This window comes from Halomonas caseinilytica (assembly GCF_001662285.1).
In the GTDB taxonomy this organism is placed as follows: Bacteria; Pseudomonadota; Gammaproteobacteria; order Pseudomonadales; family Halomonadaceae; genus Halomonas; species Halomonas caseinilytica.
This window is the reverse complement of sequence record NZ_BDEO01000012.1, coordinates 1-18,082: the sequence shown is the minus strand read 5'-3', so window position 1 is coordinate 18,082 and position 18,082 is coordinate 1. Positions and strand designations below refer to the sequence as shown.

The following is an 18,082-nucleotide window of genomic DNA, read 5'->3' as shown; positions in this document are numbered from 1 at the left end:
TCAGGCAAGCATGTTGTTGTCTTTATTGACGTTCCTGGCGGCGACCGCCTCGTATTCAAAACAATAATCCAACCACGACGGCATGCTTGGCATGCCTCCCCCCGGTGGCTTGTTGTTGTTACCGGGGATGCACCCTGACGGCCCTTGTTCTTGTTGTTGGCCGGTTGGCGGTGCGTCGCGTCCTGATCTTCCGGCTTCGAGTGCTTGTTGTTGACCTCGAAGGACTCGCGCTCATGGCCGTTGCTGTTCTTGTTAGCGGCATGGCGCCCAAACGTCTCGACCCGAAGTGCTTGTTGTTGTTGGTTCGGGTCTTGTCACTGTGCTTGACCATTGTTGTTGTTGGGGCCGTCAGTGACATCCGGATTTGTTTTTCTTGTCCATATGATTGCAGGGGGTATGCCACTGGATGAAAATCTATTTATTTTCAGTGAGTTAACGTTTTTCATCATTTTGTAACCCAAAAGATGCATGGGCAGTGTTACCCAAGCTGCCCCGAGATGGGGCACACGCTGTGTGGGAAGGTAACAAATGGTGCGAATTGGTGGGCCGCCGCCACATGAACGGGGCCCCCGCGCGAGAAGGCATGGTCTCGTACTTTAGTCGAGCAAGGGGCGGTCGAGCGGGCTGCGCCGGGTCAGCCGACGTTGCGGCGAGGGTTCTTCTTGCGGGGGATGCCGAGTCTCTGGCGACGTTCCCACAGGCACTTGCGGCTGATACCCAGCTTCTGGGCCAGCTCGGTTTCGCTCATCTGGTCCTGGTGTTCCAGCACGAAATGCTGGAAGTAGTCTTCCAGGGAGAGATCCTCGGGATCATGATCTCCGTCGTCTTCCGGAGAATCGTCGATGCTTGCCGCCTTGATGGCAGAGGCCGGCGCCGAACGTGACGGCGGGTCGAGCCCCAGGTCGTCGGGGTGGATAAGATGGCCTTCGGCAAGGATGACGCCGCGCTCCAGGGCGTTTTCCAGTTCACGCACGTTGCCGGGCCAGGGGGCGTCGCGGATGACGCGCCGGGCGGCCCGGGAGAGGCGCAGGCCTTCGCGGTCGTGGCGGCGACAGGCCTTGGCGAGCAGTGAGTCGGCGATTTCCAGAATGTCGTCTTCGCGGTCTCGCAGCGGGGGAAGGTCGATCTGCATGACATTGAGTCGGTAATACAGGTCGAGACGGAACTCGCCGGTTTTCGACAGCGCATGCAGATCCCGATGGGTGGCGGCGATCAGGCGCACGTCGACGTGACGTGTTTCCACCGAGCCGATCTTGCGAATCTCGCCTTCCTGAAGGACGCGCAGCAGGCGGGCCTGGGCGTCGGGCGGCAACTCGCCGATCTCGTCGAGAAACAGGGTGCCACGGTCGGCGGCTTCCACCAGGCCGGTACGAGCGGCATTGGCGCCCGTGAAGGCGCCCTTCTCGTGGCCGAACAATTCGGACTCGATCAGTGTTTCGGGAATGGCCGCGCAGTTGACGCAGATCAGAGGGGCGCGGGCGCGCTTGCTCTGCTGGTGCAGAGCGCGCGCGACCAGTTCCTTGCCGGTCCCGGACTCTCCCTGGATCAGCACGGTGACATCGGCGGGCGCCGTCTTGCGGATGCGCGAGTAGACGGTCTGCATGGCCGGGCAGTTGCCGATCATCGACGGCTGCTGGTCGCCCTGCTCGGCTACGTCGGGCGGTATGTTCTGCTGAGAGGCCTGCTGTTGCAGCACGCGGGAAACGGTGTCGAGCAGCTCGTCATGGTCGAAGGGTTTGGCGACGTAGTCCACCGCGCCGAGCTTGAGCGCTTCCACGGCTGATCGCATGCTGGCGTAGCTGGTCATGATCAGCACCGGTACCGGGGCGGCGAGGTGGATGAGGTCGGTGCCGGGCTCGCCGGGCAGGCGCAGGTCACTGATCACCAGGTCGAAACCTTGTGGGTCGAGTTCACGGGCTTCGGTCACGGAGCCGGCTTCGCTGACCTCATGGTCGTGACGTTCCAGCAGACGCCTCAGGGCGCTGCGGATGATGGCTTCGTCTTCAACGATCAGAATCCGGCTCATGGGTGCTTTCGCCATTCTCTTGATGGAGGGGCAGCCACAGATGGATGCGCGTACCGCTGACCTGTCCGGCGGGCGGAGACTCGATCTCGATCTGGCCATCGTGCTCGGCGACGATGCTGTAGACCAGTGGCAGGCCGAGGCCGGTGCCTTCACCCGCCGGCTTGGTGGTGGTGAAGGGTTCGAACAGGTGGTCGCGCACCTGAGGGGCGATGCCGTGGCCTTCATCGGTGATGGTCAGGTGCAGGTACCGGTCTTCCGGATTGGCATCGACGATGACGCGATCCCCCGGCTTGCTGGCATCCCGGGCATTGCCCAACAGATTGATCATCACTTGCTGCAGGCGCTGGGCGTCCCCGAAGACCGCCGGAGCGGTCGGGCAGCGGTTCTCATACTGGATATCCTCCCCCGAGCGGGCGAGCTGGATCAAGTGCAGGGCTTCGTCGGTGACGCTGGCCATGGAGGTCGATACGAAATTCGCGCCTGCGACATGTCGGCCACCATGGGCGAAGCCGACCAGCGAGCCGACGATCTTCGAGACGCGATCGGTGAGGTTCTGGATCTGGTCGGCCGTCTCGAGCAGAACGGGATCGTCGGTGTCGTAGCGAAGGTTCTGGGCCAGCGAGGAAATGCCGGTGATGGGGTTGCCGATCTCATGGGCGACACCGGTGGCCAGCTGGCCGATGGAGGCGAGACGAGCCGCGTGAACGAGTTCGTCTTCCAGCCATTTCATCTCGCTGTGATCCTCTACCAGGATGACATTGCCGCCGTCCTCTCCTTGCTCGCCCTGCAGGCCGGCACGATGCAGGGTCAGGTAACGTTGCCCGCGCGCCAGGCTGACCGGCTGCTTGTAGAGACGGCCCTGAGGGGTGGCGAGGATCTGTCCGAGCAGGTCGTTCCAGGGCGTGGGCAGGGTGTCGCGATGGGCGCCGATCACCGAGTCCCCCTCGATGCCGGAAAGCTCGGCGAGGGCATCGTTCCACATCAGTAGCTCCCCGTCCTCGCCAAAGGCGCACAGGCCGATGGGCAATCGGGTCAGGGTGCGGCGGTGGTAGCGTCGCAGGCCGTCGAGCTCTCGCGCCAGGCCGGTGAGCCGCGAACGATAGGCTTCCAGCCGGCTCTCGACGAAGTGGATGTCCTCGGTGGCGCTGGGGCCGTTGTGCCGGTAGGGCAAGCAGCGATCGACGATATCCTGGGCCACCGAGGGGCCCATCAGACCGGAGAGGTTGGCCTGGATGCGATCGCGCAAACGCCGCAAGGCGTAGGGGCGGCCGTCCAGCGGGGAAAGCCCTAGTGCATTCAAGGCGCGTTCCACCTCCCGATTGGCGACATCCTCGCCCAGCACGCGAGCCAGGTGGCGCTTGAATTCGGCCCCGTTGGTGGCGACCAGGGGCAGGCGCATGGGGCGTACCACGGCGTCCACCGAGCACGCTTCGGCGGCTGCACGCTCTCCTGCCGAGGTCCGGGTGGCCAGGGAGACGAGGATGAAGGTCAGGATGTTCGCCGCCAGCGACACCAGCGTGACGCTGTACCAGTCGGGGGCGCCGTCGAGGATCTCCAGTCCCGGTGGCAGGAACACCATTGCCGGATAGTCGGTGAGCAAGGGGACCCACAGACCGGCCAGCCAGATCGCCATGCCGACCGCGAGTCCGGAGACCATGCCCTTCCGGTTGGCGCCCGGCCAGTACAGCAGGGCGAGCATGCCCGGCAGGCACTGGGCCATGCCGACAAAGGAGGCCAGCCCCAGGGTGGAGAGATCGTGGCGCACGCCGACCAGGCGATAGAACAGCCAGCCGCCGACGATCACCGCAGCAATCAAGCCGCGACGCAGCCAGCGCAACCAGCGATAGAGATCGGGTTGCGCAATGGGCGGATGTGCCACCAGAACCAGATGGTTGAGGACCATCCCCGACAGGGCCAGCGAGATGATGATCATGGTGCCGCTCGCCGCGGCCAGGCCGGCGATGAAGGCCAGGCTGTCGACCCACCACGACGAGGAAAGCCCGAAGGCCAGATAGGCGGCGCCGGCGCCGACTTCGTGGACCCCCAGGCGTTGCGTGGCCCACAGGATCAAGGGCACCGGCAGGGCCATCAGCAGCAGGAACAGCGGCAACGCCCAGCTGGACTGGAGCAGGGTACGGCGGTCAAGCGTCTCGGCGAAGGTAATGTGGAACATGTGCGGCATCAGGAAGGCCGCCGAAAAGAACAGCAGCAGCAGCGTCCGCCACTGGGCCGGGTCGAGCTGGGCGATGCGGGTCTGGTCGAGGTGACCGGCGCCGTCGAGCCAGGCCTGGAGGTCGGTGGGCCCTTCGAAGATGCCGAAGAGCGCGAAGGCCCCCAGGGCCAGCATGGCGACCAGCTTGACCAGAGACTCCAGGGCGATCGCCGCCAGCAGGCTGTCGTGCCGAGCGCTGAGGTGCGAGTGGCGCGCGCCGAACAGCATGGCGAACAAGGCGATTAGCAGGCTGAAGCCCAGGGCCAGCAGGGAGGGCGAGCCAACACCGCTGAGGCGATGGATGGCATGGCCCATGGTCTGTATCTGCAAGGCCAGCAGGGGCAGCACGGCCAGCAGGCTGACCAGAGTCAGCAAGGTGCCGACCCAGCGTGAGCGGAAGCGAAAGGCGAACAGGTCGGCCAGCGAGGACAGCTGGTGCGTGCGTGTCATGCGCTGGATCGGCACCAGCAGCACCGGGGCCAGCAGGAAGGCGCCGGCCACGCCCAGGTAGTAGGCCAGATAGCCAAAGCCATAATGGCTGGCGAATTCCAGGCTGCCATAGACCGCCCAGGCGCTGGCATAGACGCCGAGGGCCAGGGTGTAGACGGCAGGATGGCGTACCAGTCGTATCGGTAGCCAGCCACGCTCGACGGCCAGTGCGCAGAGAAACAGCAAGGACAGATAGCCGACACCGAGCGCGAGCAGGCCAGGGAGATTCAGGCTCATTGCGATACGGCCTCCCTAGCGTCGTTCATCGAGCTTGCGCTTTTGTTCCAGCCACAGGGTCAGCGCGATCAACCCGCCCCAGATGAGAAAGGGACGATACCAGGCGGCATCGGGGTTGGCCCAGCCGCTCATCAGCAACGGCGAGAACAGATAACCGCCGAAGACCAGGAATAGCATGATGCGATAGACGTACATGACTCTCCTCAGCGTTGGGCGGTGTCCGGCGCGTGCCGCTCGGCGGTCGGCTGCAGGCGTTGTGGCGACCAGTGGGTGACGGCCCACTCGAGCTGCGTCCTGGCCGACTCGGTGGCCAGCGCCGAAGGTGGCGACTGGTCCAGGGCGATCAAGGCACGGTGCAGCAAGGGACGCACGGCGTCTTCCTGTTCCGGCAGGGCCGGTGCCAGGTTCTGCTTCGACAGCTTCTGCCCGTTCTTCCCCAGGATCAATGGCAGATGCAGGTAGCGTGGCGTCGGCAACGCCAGGGCATGCTGAAGCTGGCGCTGCCAGGGGGTGTTGTCGAGCAGGTCGAAACCACGTACCACGTCGGTGATGCCCTGCTCGCCATCGTCCACCACCACGGCCAGCTGGTAGGCCCAGAGGCCGTCCTTGCGCTTGAGGACGACATCGCCGAGCGAGGCCGGCTCGAAACGCTGGGGCCCGAAAAGCCGGTCCTCCCAGGTGATCGGCGTCGGGCCGAGGTCGCTGCGCAGGCGCCAGGCCAGGGGCTTGTCCGGCTCACGCGGGCCAGCCCTGCACCAGCCGGGATAGACGGGGTGATCCCGCCACTGCTTGCGCGAACAGCTGCAGGGATAGGCCAGGCCCAGCGCCTCGAGTCGGGCGAGCGCGGCCTGGTAGGCGTCGTCCCGGTCATGCTGCCAGTGGACCGGGCCGTCCCAGAACAGGCCAAAGGCTTCGAGCTGGCGCAGGATAGTATCTGCAGCGCCGGGTGGGCAGCGCGGTGGATCGATGTCCTCGATGCGCAACAGCCAGTGGCCTTGCCGGTGGCGGGCATCGAGATAGCTGGCAAGGGCCGCGATCAGCGAGCCGAAGTGCAGAGGGCCCGAAGGCGTGGGAGCGAAACGGCCACGGTAGTCGCGCATGGACGGCTCCGGGGCGAGTCAGGGGAGCACTGCTCAAGGGCCGGCGCGACGGCCCGACATGATGTCGTCAGCGTGTCCCGGGTGAAGGGGGCGCCGGGCCACCCGGGTCCGGCGCAGAAACCGATGGAAACGCCGCTCAACCGCCGAGCTGTTTTTCCTTGAGTTCGGCGAGGGTCTTGCAGTCGACGCACAGCGTGGCGGTGGGGCGCGCCTCGAGACGGCGAATGCCGATCTCGACGCCGCAGGCCTCGCAGAAGCCGTAGTCGTCCTCGTCGATCTTCTCGATGGTCTCGTTGATCTTCTTCAGCAGCTTGCGCTCCCGATCACGGGTGCGCAGCTCAAGGCTGAACCCCTCTTCCTGGGTGGCGCGGTCGGCAGGGTCGGCGTAGTTGTTCGCCTCTTCCTGCAGGTGGCGAACCGTGCGGTCCACCTCCTCCATCAGTTCCTGTTTCCAGCCCAGCAGAATCTGCCGGAAGTGCTCGAGCTGCTTCTCGTTCATGTACTCTTCACCCGCCGCCGGCTCGTACGGGGTGAATTTCTTGGGCGCTTCCATCTTCTGTTCGGCTACTGGCATGGGACTGCCTCGCTACTTTAGTGACTGCTGATCAATACCCGCCGCGGTGCTAAGGTATCTCACGCCAAAGGGATGCTTGTTTAGCGAAAAAATGGCGACTTTGCAAGACCGGTGTGTCATGGGGCGACGCCATGAGCCCGGTCCAGGCGACTGCGTCAGCATGTCAAACGTCGTAACATGCTGACTTTGACCATGGCGAGCGTAAAAGATGCCCGCCGGCGGCGTTCACGATCAAGGGGAGGCCGTTCATCGTTCACGTGCAGAGGAGACCGCCATGTCCTGGAGCTCGCGACTGGAGGGCGTTGCCCCCTTCCGCGTGATGAACCTGCTGGAGGCCGCCCAGGCACGCGAGGCGGCCGGTCACGATGTCATCCATCTGGAGATCGGCGAGCCGGATTTCCCGACGCCGGCACCAATTGTCGAGGCGGGGCAGCAGGCCCTGAACGCGGGCCATACACGCTACACGCCGGCGGCGGGTCTGCCGGCCTTGCGCGAGGCCATCGCGGCACATTATGCCGAGTGTTTCGGTGCCTCGGTGGCGCCCGAGCGGATCCTGGTCACGCCCGGCGCCTCCGGTGCGTTGCTGCTGGCCAGCCAGTTGCTGGTGGAGTCCGGTGATCGGGTCCTGATGGCCGATCCCACCTATCCCTGCAATCGCCACTTCATGGCGCTGGCCGGGGCCGCGATCGATGCCGTGCCAGTGGGCGAGGAGAGCGGCTGGCAACTGGATGCCGGCCTGGTGGCGACGCATTGGCGTGAGGATACCCGCCTGGCGATGCTGGCCACGCCCTCGAACCCTACCGGCCATATGCTCGATGCCGATCAGCTCGGCGACGTGGCCGGGGCGGTGGCCGAGCGCGGCGGGCATCTGCTGGTCGACGAGATCTATCAGGGGCTGAGCTATGATCTCGCGCCCCTGTCGGCCGCGTCGGTGGCGCCGGGGGCGTTCGTCGTCAACAGCTTCTCCAAGTATTTCGGCATGACCGGCTGGCGCCTGGGTTGGCTGGTTGCCCCCGAGGCCGCGGTCGAGCCGCTCTCTCGGCTGGCGCAGAACGTGTTCCTGGCGGCGTCTACGCCGGCACAGCACGCTGCCCTGGCGGCCTTCCGCCCCGAGTGTCGGGATATCCTCGAGCAGCGTCGCATCGAGCTGCAGCGCCGTCGTGATGCCTTGCTCGATGGTCTGGTCTCCCTGGGGCTGGCGCCGTCGCTGCCGCCTCAGGGGGCGTTTTATCTGTGGCTGGATATCTCCCGCTACAGCAGCGATAGCGAGGCCTTCTGTCGGCAATTGCTCGAGGAGGAAAACATCGCCATCACCCCGGGGACCGACTTCGCCCTGCAGGGGGGCGAGCGCCATGTGCGCATCGCCTTCACTACCGATGTCGGCCGGCTGGAGGAGGCGGTCGGCCGGCTCGAGCGCTTCCTGGCGCGCCGGAAGGGGACGCGCTGATGCGTTATCCCGAGCTGGTGCCCGGCATCCTGCTGCGTCGCTACAAGCGCTTCCTGGCCGATGTTCGCCTCGACGATGGACGTGAGGTGGTGGCCCATTGCCCCAATACGGGGTCGATGCGAGCGGTTAACGTGCCCGGCTGTCGGGTCTGGTTGGCGCCGAGCGATAACCCCAGGCGCAAGCTGGCCTGGACATGGGAGTTGATCGAGTTGCCGCAGCCCGAGGGTGGCATGGCACTGGCCTCGGTGCAGACGGGGCGCGCCAATCGTATCGTCGAGGAGGCATTGCACACGGAGCGAGTCGACGAGCTGGCCGGTGCCGGTGAGTGGCGCCGGGAGGCGCGGGTCGAAGGGGCTCGGCTGGATTTCCGTCGCCCGGGGGAGGAGGGACGCGACACCTTTGTCGAGGTCAAGCAGGTGACCCTGCGCGAAGACGATGGCCATGGCTATTTCCCCGATGCGGTCAGTGAGCGCGGTCGCAAGCACCTGGAAACGCTGGCGGCCCTGGCCGCCCGAGGGCATCGTGCCGTCCTGCTGTTTCTGGTGGCCCACGAGGCGATTGCCGATGTGGCCCCGGCGGGCCACCTGGATCCGGCCTATGCCGAGACGCTGGTGCGGGTGGCGGGACAAGGCGTGGAGGTCATGGCTCGTGGCATTCGGGTCGTTCGGGACGGTAACGGATACCCGCTGACCATCAGTCTGGGCAAGGCGCTGCCGGTAAGACTGGCCTGATGGCGTCGCTCAATCGGTCCGGGGGCGGCAGCTTGGCAGGGTTGCCAGCACTCGGTCCAAGGCTTGCTGGCCACGCGCCTCGCCAGCGGTATGGCACCACCACTGGCGATGGATGGCGCGTACCCTGACCCGGATGCTCGGCACGCCGATCACCTGGCTCATGGCGAGACGGTGCAGGCCCTTGTTGAGCTTGATCAACTGCCCGTGACGGTCCACTGCGACGCCCATCGGGTCCTTGCTCAGTTGGTCGTCGAAGCCGAAACAGGCGATGGACTCCATGTAGCGATGGTAACGTCGTAGATAGGCCAGGATGCGCTCCGGGCGGTCGAGCATGACGCCATCGGAGTGGGATACGATGGGCTTGCCTCGAGCCAGCCGCTCGGCCAGTCGATGGTAGCTGTGGCTCTGCTCCAGTCGACGGCGGTGGTACCAGATGTCGGCGATGAAGTGCATGCGACGGCTGGCCAGAAAGGCGGTCAGGGAGACGTCCCAGTTTCCGTCCCAGAGCAGACGATTGCCGATCCGATGACGCTGCTTGCGGTCGGGAAAGGCACCCTGATAGTCGAGCTCGTGCTGTAGCTCTCGTGGTGCCACATCAATTTCCAGTTGGCTGGCGTGGCATGCCTCGATCACATGGCGCGGCAGCCCCTGTCGTTCGATCCAGGTGCTCCCCGGTATCTGATGCCGCCACAGGGCGAAGACGCTTCGCTCCAGAGGGCGCGCGACATAATGGTTCAGCTTCTCCATCGTGCGCCGGCTCAGACGCGACAGGCGCATGCGGCGGGCGATGGCCGGTGAAAACAACCGGGGGTCCGCAGGTTCGCCGCTGGGAGTGAGCGGCATGTTCCGGGCGTTTTCGAGCAGCATCAGGGCATCGGTCAGGCGTGCCTTCAGCCTGGAGCTGACGCTGGCCGGTGGCAAGCGTTCGGCCATGGCCCAGAGTCGGTAGGGTGACAGGGCCTCAGGGCGGGTGAGCGGGGGTGGCAAGGCGATGGGGTCGGTTCCGATGTCGAGCCGCGGCATGTCGTGGCCGGCGAGGTCGATCTTCGGGGCTTTCAGTTGACTGTTCAGGCGGCTGCCGAAGAGACGCATCATCCAGTGCTCGGGAGGCTCGTCGGCGGGCTGGAAGCGCCACGCATCGTGCCAGGCGAGCCCGAGGGTGTCATGCACCACGGTCTCGATGTCCTCTGGCGTCGCGAGGAACTGCTGGGCCACGGCCAATAGGCGAGGAACGCTATGCCGGGCCAGCAGCTCGAGTCCGGTGGGAGAGCCTCGCGCGCAGGCGTCCAGGGCATCGCCCAGTCGAGAACAGGCGATGTCCGAGACGCGGGCGGCCTCAGGGGGCACGACGGGAACTCCGCCGGGTGACGCGAAAGATGGCGATCTCGCCGAGCAGGTTGGGCCATAGCCGCGAGGCCCAGTGGTCGCGGTAATCTCCGGCCCCTACGGCCCGATCGACGATCACCAGGTCCTTCTGACGACACAGATGCTCGAAGTCATTGAAGGTCGACAGGTGAATGTTGGGCGTGTCGTACCAGGCATGGGGCAGGGATTTCGAGACCGGCATGTAGCCGCGCAGCCCCAGATGGACCCGATGACGCCAGTAGGCGAAGTTGGGGAAGGTGATGATGCATTCCTCGGCGACGCGCAGCATCTCGTCGAGCATGCGGTCGGGGCGGCGCAGGGCCTGCAGGGCCTGGGTCATCACCACCAGGTCGCAGGCGTCGTCCTCGAAGTTGGCCAGCCCGTCGTCGAGGTTCTGCTCGATGACATTGACCCCGCGAGCAAGACAGCGGGTGATACCGTCGGGGTCGATCTCCAGGCCATAGCCGGTGACGTTCTTGTCGCGTGCCAGGGCAGCGAGCAATGTACCGTCGCCGCACCCCAGATCGAGCAGGCGGGCGCCCGGAGGCACCCAGTCGTAGATCAGCTTCAGATCGGTGCGCATCATGCAGACTCCTCCAGCAGGCCCTGATCGTGTGCCACGCGATCCATGAAGGCGGCGAATACCGCCTGATAGCGGGGTTCGGGCAGCAGGAAGGCATCGTGGCCGTGAGGCGAGTCGATGTTGGCATAACTGACCGACTTGCCGGCCCGGATCAGAGCATTGACCAGCTCCTTGGAGCGCGAGGGAGGGAAGCGCCAGTCGCTGGAGAAGCTGACCACCAGGAAAGGGCAACTCACCGGTGCCAGGGCCGCGGCCAGGTCACCTTCATGGTTGGCGGCCGGATCGAAGTAGTCCAGGGCCTTGGTCATCAACAGGTAGGTATGGGCGTCGAAGGATGACGAAAAGGTATCGCCCTGGTGGCGCAGGTAGGATTCCACCTGGAACTCCACGTCGTAGCCGAAGTTGAGGTCCGCGCTGCGCAGATCGCGGCCGAACTTGCTGCCCATGGCGTCTTCCGACAGGTAGGTGATATGACCCACCATGCGGGCCAGCTTGAGGCCGCGCCGGGGCAGGGTGCCATGGTCGGCATAACGGCCATCGAAGAAGTCGGGGTCCGAGCGGATGGCCTGGCGGGCGACCTCGTTGAAGGCAATGTTCTGTGCCGACAGCTTGGGGGTCGCCGCGATCACGCCGGCATGGGCGATGCGGTCGGGGTAGGACAGTGCCCACTGCAAGACCTGCATGCCGCCCAGGCTGCCGCCGACGATGGCGGCGAAGCGCTGGATGCCGAGTCGGTCGGCCAGTCGAGCCTGGCTGTGTACCCAATCGAGCACCGTCATCATCGGAAAGTCAGGGCCCCAGGACTCCCCGGTTTCCGGGTTGATGCTGGTAGGCCCGGTACTGCCATGGCAGCCGCCGAGGTTGTTCAATGACACCACGAAGAAACGGTCGGTATCGATGGACTTGCCCGGCCCGATGTGGGCATCCCACCAGCCGGGCTTGCGATCTTCCGGTGAATGGAAGCCGGCGGCGTGATGGTGCCCGGAGAGGGCGTGACAGATCAGCACGGCATTGCTGCGCTCGGCGTTGAGCGTGCCGTAGGTCTCGTAGACCAGGTCATAGGCCGGCAGCGTCTTGCCGCAGGCCAGCTCCAGGGGGTCGTCGAAGTGCGCCGTCAGGGGCGTCACCAGGCCGACCGACTCGCGAGGCATCTCGGTCATCAGGCGTGTCGTGTCCCGTCGTTATGATGTTGTGTATGGATTCCTAGAGGCCGACCAGCACACCGACGACGCCGGCGGCACGGATCAGCGAGCCGACCACGATACCATCGATCAGGTTGATGGCGATGAACACCACGATGGGCGACAGGTCGAGCATGCCCAGCGGCGGGATGACACGGCGCACCGGTGCCATGATCGGCTCCACCAGTTGCATGATCAAAAGTGCCCCGGGGTGGCTGGCGCGTGGCGCGACCCAGCTGAGGATGATCATCGCGATCAGCGCGAAGAAATAGATCTTGAGGATGGCATTGGCCAGCGCGGCTACCGCGCCGATGGCCAGGCTGTCCAGCGGTGCCATGCCATAGCCCGCGATCTGCAGGATGGCGATGATGGCAATAAGCTTGAGCACCAGGCCACTGGCCAGGGTGGCCAGGTCGAAACGTCCCATCACTGGCCCCAGGAAGCTCTGGAAGGGGCGCACGGCCGGCTGGGTGATCTTGACCACCGACTGGCTGATGGGGTTGTAATAGTCGGCCCGCGATGCCTGCAGCAGAAAACGCAGCATCAGCAGGAACAGGTAGATGTTGACGAGGGTGTTGACCAGCAGCAGGCCAGCGTTTCCCAGTTGACTGCCCATCAGGGCTCCTCCATGTCCGTGGTGTGTCAGCGCTTGCCGAGTTCGTCGGCCATTTCGCCCGCGCGCTCGGCGCAGGCGCGCATCGCGCTTTGCATGATGTTGCGCAGGCCCGCGTTCTCCATGTGCTCGATGGCGCGCTCAGTGGTGCCGCCGGGCGACATCACGTTGCGCTTGAGCTCGCCTGGTGTCTTGTCGCTGTCCATGGCCATGCGGGCGGCGCCGTAGGCGGTCTGCATGGCGAGTCGACGTGCCGTGTCGGCGGGCAGGCCAAGATCGGCGCCGGCTTGTTCCATGGCCTCGAACATCAGGAAGAAATAGGCCGGAGCGCTACCGGAGACGGCAGTCACGGCGTCGAGCAGTGCCTCGTCGTCGACCCACTCGACCAGCCCCACGGCCTCGAGCAGCTCACTGGCGATGCGCTGCTGGGCGTCCGTGACGCGGGCATTGGCATAGAGGCCGGCGGCACCGGCACCGACCAGCGACGGCGTGTTGGGCATGCAGCGTACGACCGGTAAATCGCCGCCAAGCCAGTGCTCCAGTGTGTCGGCGGGCAGGCCGGCCGCCACCGAGAGGATCAGTGGCTTGCGGGCTTGAATGGCATCGCGCATGCCGGTGCAGACGTCCTGCATGATCTGTGGCTTGACCGCCAGGACCACCACGTCGGCCTGAGCCACGGCGCTGGCGTTGTCGGTCTCGGTGTGGATGCCCAGTCGTTCGCGCAGTGGCGCGAGCGCGCTGTCATCGGGCGAGGTGGCGGTAATGGCGTCGGCGGAATAGCCGCTATCGATCATTCCGCCGATGATCGCGCCGGCCATGTTGCCGGCGCCGATGAAGGTGACTTGGCTTGCCATGCGGTCTGTCCTGTGTAGGTGACGATGATGGCCCGACGGTGACCCGGCGGGCATGTAACGTTCAGGGGCGCTGGCGCGCGCCGAAGATGGCGGTGCCCAGGCGCACCAGGGTGGCGTCTTCCATTACCGCCGCCTCCAGGTCGCTGCTCATGCCCATCGACAGTGTATCCAGAGGTGCCTCGGGGAGTCTTGCGCGCAGCGACTCCAGGGCATCGCGTAGTCGGGTGAAGGGGCGGCGTTGCTCGTCCGGGTCGGTGCTGGGCGCCGGAATGGCCATCAGGCCACGCAGCCGCAGATTCGGCAAGCCGTGCACGACCTCGGCCAGGGCCGGCAGGTCGGCGAGAGCGATGCCGGACTTGCTGGCCTCGTCGCTGATGTTGACCTGCAGGCAGACGTTCAAGGGGCCCAGCGAGGTCGGGCGCTGGGCATCGAGACGTCGCGCGAGTCGTTCCCGGTCTACGCTATGAATCCAGGCGAAGTGTTCGGCCACGATGCGGCTCTTGTTGGACTGCAGCGGGCCGATGAAATGCCAGACGATGTCGTTCAGGTCTGCCAGCTCAGCCTGCTTGTCCAGGGCCTCCTGGACATAGTTTTCGCCGAACTCGCGCTGGCCGAGTTGCCAGGCCTCGCGGATCATGGCGGCGGGCTTGGTCTTGCTGACGGCCAGCAGGCGCGCGCCGTCGTCGGGGCGACCCGCGGCCAGCAGTGCCGCCGAGAGGCGTTCACGTGCGGCGGTCAAGGACTCGGAAAGCGCCGGATCCGTCATGTCGTGTGGTCCGTCATGCAACAGGAACCCCTGTATAGGGAGCGAGGGAATCGCATGGATATTACCGAACTGCTGGCCTTCTCGGCAAAGCGGGGTGCCTCCGACCTGCATCTTTCGGCAGGCATGGCGCCGATGATGCGTGTCGATGGGCAACTGGAGGCACTCGATGTGCCGGTCGTCGATGACCCGACCTTGCGTCGGGCGCTCCGGACGCTGCTCGGCGAGTCGCATTGGGCAAGGTTCGAGGCCGAGCTGGACGCCGACGTTGCACTGGAGTTGCCGGAGGTGGCCCGCTTGCGGGGCAATGTCTTTCAGCATGGGCGTGGCATCGGGGCGGTGTTTCGCATCATCCCCGGCCAGGTGAAGGGGCTGGCCGAGCTGGGCATGATAGAGACCCTGGGCCATCTGGCCGAGTTACGCCGAGGGCTGGTTCTGGTAACGGGCCCTACCGGCTCGGGCAAGAGCACGACCTTGGCGGCGATCGTTGATGCAATCAATGCGTCACGAGACGAACACATCCTGACCATTGAAGACCCGGTGGAGTTCGTGCACCACGGCAAGCGCTGCCTGATCAGCCAGCGTGAGGTCTCGCGGGACACTCGCAGTTTCGCCGCCGCCTTGCGTAGCGCTCTGCGCGAGGATCCCGATGTCATCCTGGTCGGCGAGATGCGCGACCTGGAGACCATGCGACTGGCGCTGACCGCCGCCGAGACCGGTCATCTGGTGCTGGGCACGCTGCATACGCTCTCGGCGGCCAAGACCATCGATCGCATCATCGATGCCTTCCCCGGTGCCGAGCGGGACATGGTGAGATCGATGCTGTCGGAATCCCTGCAGGCGGTCGTCTCGCAGGTGCTGTTGAAGCGTCGCGGCGGCGGACGTGTGGCGGCGCACGAACTTATGGTCGCCACGCCGGCGGTGCGCAACTTGATTCGCGAGGGCAAGGTGGCGCAGCTTTACTCGGTGCTGCAGACCGGCGCCGCCCAGGGCATGCAGACACTGGAGACGGCGCTGGCGCGACTGGTTGCCGAGGGAGTGATAGCGCCGGATGAGGCACAGTCGCGGGCGCGGTCTTCCCTGGGGCCGTGAGGCCGGGGTCAGGGCGCGTAGATGCCGCCCAGGATGCGCGGGCCGGCGGCGCCGGTGACGGAGGGAAGGTTGCCGGGTAGCCGTTCGAGCCTTCGCCAGGCCAGCCAGGCGAAGGCGCCCGCCTCTAACCAGTCGGCTGGCCAGCCGAAATTGGCACTGTCTTCCAGAGGTGTGTCGGGCAATCGCCTGGCCAGCCGGCTCAACAGGTCCGGATTGTGCGCGCCGCCCCCGCACGGGATCAGGCGGCCGACCGCTGGTGCCTCGAGGCGTTCACGAGCCATCTCGATGCCCATGGCGATGCTGATGGCCGTGAGTTCGGCCAGTGTTGCCTGTACGTCCTGTGGTCGTTCGTTCCCTGACAGCCGTGCTTCCAGCCAGTCGAGGTTGAACAGCTCGCGACCGGTACTGCGCGGCGGTGGCTGATGAAAGAACGCTTCTTCGAGAAATCGCTCGAGGAGAGCCTCGTCCACGCACCCCGAGGCCGCCCAGGCACCGTTCGCGTCGAAAGGCCCGCCACGATGTCGGGCGTGCCAGGCATCCAGCAGCGCGTTGGCGGGACCGGTATCGAAACCCAGTGGCGCGTGGGGGCTGGTCTCGGGCGGCAGCAGGGTAAGGTTGGCGAAGCCGCCGAGATTGAGGATGACCCGCCATTCATCGGGTACCCGAAAGAGTGCTTGATGGAAGGCAGGTGCCAGCGGGGCAGCCTGACCGCCCGCGGCCAGGTCTCGACGTCGGAAGTCGGCGACCACGCAGCAGCCGGTCAACTCGGCCAGCAGGCTGGGGTTGTCCAGCTGAAGGGTATAGGCCGGGCCGCCATAGTGTCCCGCCGGTGCGTGCTCCACGGTCTGGCCGTGGCTGCCGATGGCGCTGATCTCCGTGGCCGGGATGTCTCGCGCCTCGAGCAGGGCCTCGACCGCCCTGGCCTGGAGTCGGGAGAAGTCAGCCTCGGCGCGGGCCAGTTCGGCGAAGTCGATGCGCTCGGCGTGGCAGAGGCGCCACAAGAGATCACGCAGTTGCGGTGGAATCGGTTCGCCATGGGTGGCCAGGAGTCGCGGTGGCGCCTCGGAGGTGATGTCGACCAGGGCAGCATCGATGCCATCGAGACTGGTGCCGGACATCAGGCCGATGAATAAGCTCATGAGGACTCCCGGGATAGGCTCAACCGTTATTGCGGGGCATGATAGCATTGGCAGGATACAGACGCTGATCAAGGTCCGGAAAGGACCGTCTTGCCGAGTGGAGAGGAGAGAATGACCGATGTCGCCGACGCGCTAGCGTTGCTCAAGCGCGGTACCCACGAGATTCTTCTGGAAGACGAACTGGAGAAGAAGCTGGCCTCCGGCCGTACTCTGCGCATCAAGGCGGGGTTCGATCCCACCGCGCCGGACCTGCATCTGGGGCACAGTGTGCTACTGACCAAGATGCGTCAGTTCCAGGATCTCGGCCATGAGGTCATTTTCCTGATCGGCGATTTCACCGGCCGCATCGGTGATCCCACCGGCAAGAACGTGACGCGCAAGCCGCTCACCGAGGAGGAGGTGCGGGCCAACGCCGAGACCTACAAGGAACAGGTCTTCAAGGTGCTCGACCCCGCCAAGACCGAAGTGCGCTTCAATGCCGAATGGTTCTCCGCCATGAGTGCCGCCGACATGATCGAGCTGGCGGCGCAGAGCACCGTGGCACGCATGCTCGAGCGCGACGATTTCGAGAAGCGGTATCGTGCTGGCCAGTCGATCTCCATCCATGAGTTTCTCTATCCGCTCGTGCAGGGCTATGACTCCGTGGCGCTGGAGGCCGATATCGAGCTCGGCGGCACCGACCAGAAGTTCAACCTGCTGATGGGCAGGGAGGTACAGAAGCACTTCGACCAGGAGTCGCAGGTCGTCATCACCATGCCGCTGCTGGAGGGGCTGGACGGCGTCCAGAAGATGTCCAAGTCGCTGGGCAACTATGTCGGGGTCGACGAAGCGCCGGGTGCGATGTTCAACAAGCTGGTATCCATGCCTGACAGCTTGATGTGGCGTTATTTCGACCTGCTGTCTCTGAAGAGCAACGAGGAGATCGATGCGCTCAAGCGTTCTGTCGATCAGGGCGCGAATCCTCGGGATATCAAGATGGAGCTGGCGCGCGAGTTGATCGGTCGTTACCACGGCGAGGAAGCGGCGGCCAATGCACACCGCAGTGCCGGAAATCAGCTCGCCGAGGGAGAGCTGCCCGAGGACCTGCCGGAAGTGGAGGTCGATTTCGAGGGAAGCGACCAGGCTCCCATCGCCGCCGTGCTCAATCGTGCCGGGCTGGTGCAGAACAGCGCTCAGGCCAAGGACATGCTGGGGAATGGGCGGGTGAAGGTCGACGGTGAAGTAGTCGCCCGCGATCACATGCTCGATACCGGCGCGCATTACGTGATCCAGGCCGGCAAGAAGCGCTATGCACGAGTGACGCTTACCTGATACGCCTCGGCTTGCCCCGTTGGCCCTTGCCGAGATGAACGCCCGCCGCGAGCGGGCGTTTTCGTCGCCGTCCCGGGGTTTGGGTTATCCACACCCGGCTTGTGCCGGCAGGGGTTGTGGATGAGTCTGTCATCGTCCTGCGATATTTTTTGTCTGCAGGGCTTGCGTCCTCGGCGTTGTATCCGTAAAGTACGCATCCGCTGCCGGCGACGGGCAACGTCGCAAGCGGTGAAGGGTGGTGGAAGCGCCTGTTTTGCTTAGGGTTTTTCGAATCGCTTCGGAATTCGCCGGTTGACAGGAAGGCCGATTTCGGTAAAATGCTCGCCACTCGCTACAACTGTCGCTTATACCCATCTCCGAGCCCC

General features: G+C 65.2%; 16 protein-coding genes. 4 read left to right on the top strand and 12 right to left on the bottom strand.

Annotated elements, in window-relative coordinates:
• Window positions 1-634: 634 nt before the first annotated feature.
• The 5 genes from HSDC_RS13785 to dksA form a co-directional block, all read right to left on the bottom strand.
• Window positions 635-2,026, bottom strand: coding sequence for a sigma-54-dependent transcriptional regulator (locus HSDC_RS13785; RefSeq protein WP_064700532.1), 1,392 nt, complete (start codon window positions 2,024-2,026; stop codon window positions 635-637).
• Complete coding sequence (locus HSDC_RS13780; RefSeq protein WP_064700531.1) at window positions 2,004-4,964, bottom strand: ATP-binding protein; 2,961 nt, start codon at window positions 4,962-4,964, stop codon at window positions 2,004-2,006. Before HSDC_RS13780 ends, HSDC_RS13785 begins: the two co-directional genes overlap by 23 nt.
• Window positions 4,965-4,979: 15 nt before the next feature.
• Window positions 4,980-5,159 carry a hypothetical protein gene (locus tag HSDC_RS13775; protein WP_064700530.1) on the bottom strand — a complete coding sequence of 60 codons (180 nt, stop codon included), beginning with the start codon at window positions 5,157-5,159 and terminating at the stop codon, window positions 4,980-4,982.
• 8 nt (window positions 5,160-5,167) lie between these two features.
• Window positions 5,168-6,064 carry a tRNA glutamyl-Q(34) synthetase GluQRS gene (gene gluQRS / locus HSDC_RS13770; RefSeq protein ID WP_064700529.1) on the bottom strand — a complete coding sequence of 299 codons (897 nt, stop codon included), beginning with the start codon at window positions 6,062-6,064 and terminating at the stop codon, window positions 5,168-5,170.
• Window positions 6,065-6,200: 136 nt separating this feature from the next.
• Window positions 6,201-6,638 carry an RNA polymerase-binding protein DksA gene (dksA, locus tag HSDC_RS13765; protein ID WP_064700528.1) on the bottom strand — a complete coding sequence of 146 codons (438 nt, stop codon included), beginning with the start codon at window positions 6,636-6,638 and terminating at the stop codon, window positions 6,201-6,203.
• Window positions 6,639-6,912: 274 nt separating this feature from the next.
• On the opposite strand from dksA, the gene HSDC_RS13760 reads away from it, so the two are divergent.
• Entirely contained in the window at window positions 6,913-8,085 is a 1,173-nt protein-coding gene (locus HSDC_RS13760) for a pyridoxal phosphate-dependent aminotransferase (protein WP_064700527.1), read from the top strand.
• On the top strand, window positions 8,085-8,816 hold the full coding sequence (gene sfsA / locus HSDC_RS13755) for a DNA/RNA nuclease SfsA (protein ID WP_064700526.1): 732 nt from the start codon (window positions 8,085-8,087) through the stop codon (window positions 8,814-8,816). Before HSDC_RS13760 ends, sfsA begins: the two co-directional genes overlap by 1 nt.
• Window positions 8,817-8,825: 9 nt before the next feature.
• On the opposite strand, the gene HSDC_RS16520 is transcribed toward sfsA, so the two are convergent.
• The 6 genes from HSDC_RS16520 to HSDC_RS13725 all read right to left on the bottom strand — a co-directional run bounded on the left by HSDC_RS16520 (window position 8,826) and on the right by HSDC_RS13725 (window position 14,178).
• Entirely contained in the window at window positions 8,826-10,163 is a 1,338-nt protein-coding gene (locus tag HSDC_RS16520) for a hypothetical protein (protein ID WP_082920054.1), read from the bottom strand.
• A complete protein-coding gene (gene metW / locus HSDC_RS13745; protein ID WP_064700609.1) occupies window positions 10,153-10,764 on the bottom strand; it encodes a methionine biosynthesis protein MetW in 612 nt (203 codons plus the stop codon). Before metW ends, HSDC_RS16520 begins: the two co-directional genes overlap by 11 nt.
• A complete protein-coding gene (metX, locus tag HSDC_RS13740; RefSeq protein WP_064700525.1) occupies window positions 10,764-11,924 on the bottom strand; it encodes a homoserine O-succinyltransferase MetX in 1,161 nt (386 codons plus the stop codon). The genes metW and metX overlap by 1 nt, the downstream gene beginning before the upstream one ends.
• 43 nt (window positions 11,925-11,967) lie before the next feature.
• Window positions 11,968-12,561 carry a YggT family protein gene (locus HSDC_RS13735; protein WP_064700524.1) on the bottom strand — a complete coding sequence of 198 codons (594 nt, stop codon included), beginning with the start codon at window positions 12,559-12,561 and terminating at the stop codon, window positions 11,968-11,970.
• A gap of 26 nt (window positions 12,562-12,587) precedes the next feature.
• The gene (gene proC / locus HSDC_RS13730) at window positions 12,588-13,412 is read right to left on the bottom strand and encodes a pyrroline-5-carboxylate reductase (RefSeq protein WP_064700523.1); all 825 of its coding nucleotides are present in this window, start codon (window positions 13,410-13,412) and stop codon (window positions 12,588-12,590) included.
• Between the two features lie 61 nt (window positions 13,413-13,473).
• Complete coding sequence (locus HSDC_RS13725; RefSeq protein ID WP_064700522.1) at window positions 13,474-14,178, bottom strand: YggS family pyridoxal phosphate-dependent enzyme; 705 nt, start codon at window positions 14,176-14,178, stop codon at window positions 13,474-13,476.
• A gap of 54 nt (window positions 14,179-14,232) precedes the next feature.
• Between HSDC_RS13725 and HSDC_RS13720 the strand changes: the two genes are divergently transcribed.
• On the top strand, window positions 14,233-15,267 hold the full coding sequence (locus HSDC_RS13720; protein WP_064700521.1) for a type IV pilus twitching motility protein PilT: 1,035 nt from the start codon (window positions 14,233-14,235) through the stop codon (window positions 15,265-15,267).
• 8 nt (window positions 15,268-15,275) lie between these two features.
• On the opposite strand, the gene HSDC_RS13715 is transcribed toward HSDC_RS13720, so the two are convergent.
• A complete protein-coding gene (locus HSDC_RS13715) occupies window positions 15,276-16,406 on the bottom strand; it encodes an anhydro-N-acetylmuramic acid kinase (protein ID WP_064700520.1) in 1,131 nt (376 codons plus the stop codon).
• 111 nt (window positions 16,407-16,517) lie between these two features.
• On the opposite strand from HSDC_RS13715, the gene tyrS reads away from it, so the two are divergent.
• Window positions 16,518-17,717 carry a tyrosine--tRNA ligase gene (tyrS, locus tag HSDC_RS13710; protein ID WP_064700519.1) on the top strand — a complete coding sequence of 400 codons (1,200 nt, stop codon included), beginning with the start codon at window positions 16,518-16,520 and terminating at the stop codon, window positions 17,715-17,717.
• The last annotated feature ends 365 nt before the right edge of the window (window positions 17,718-18,082 follow it).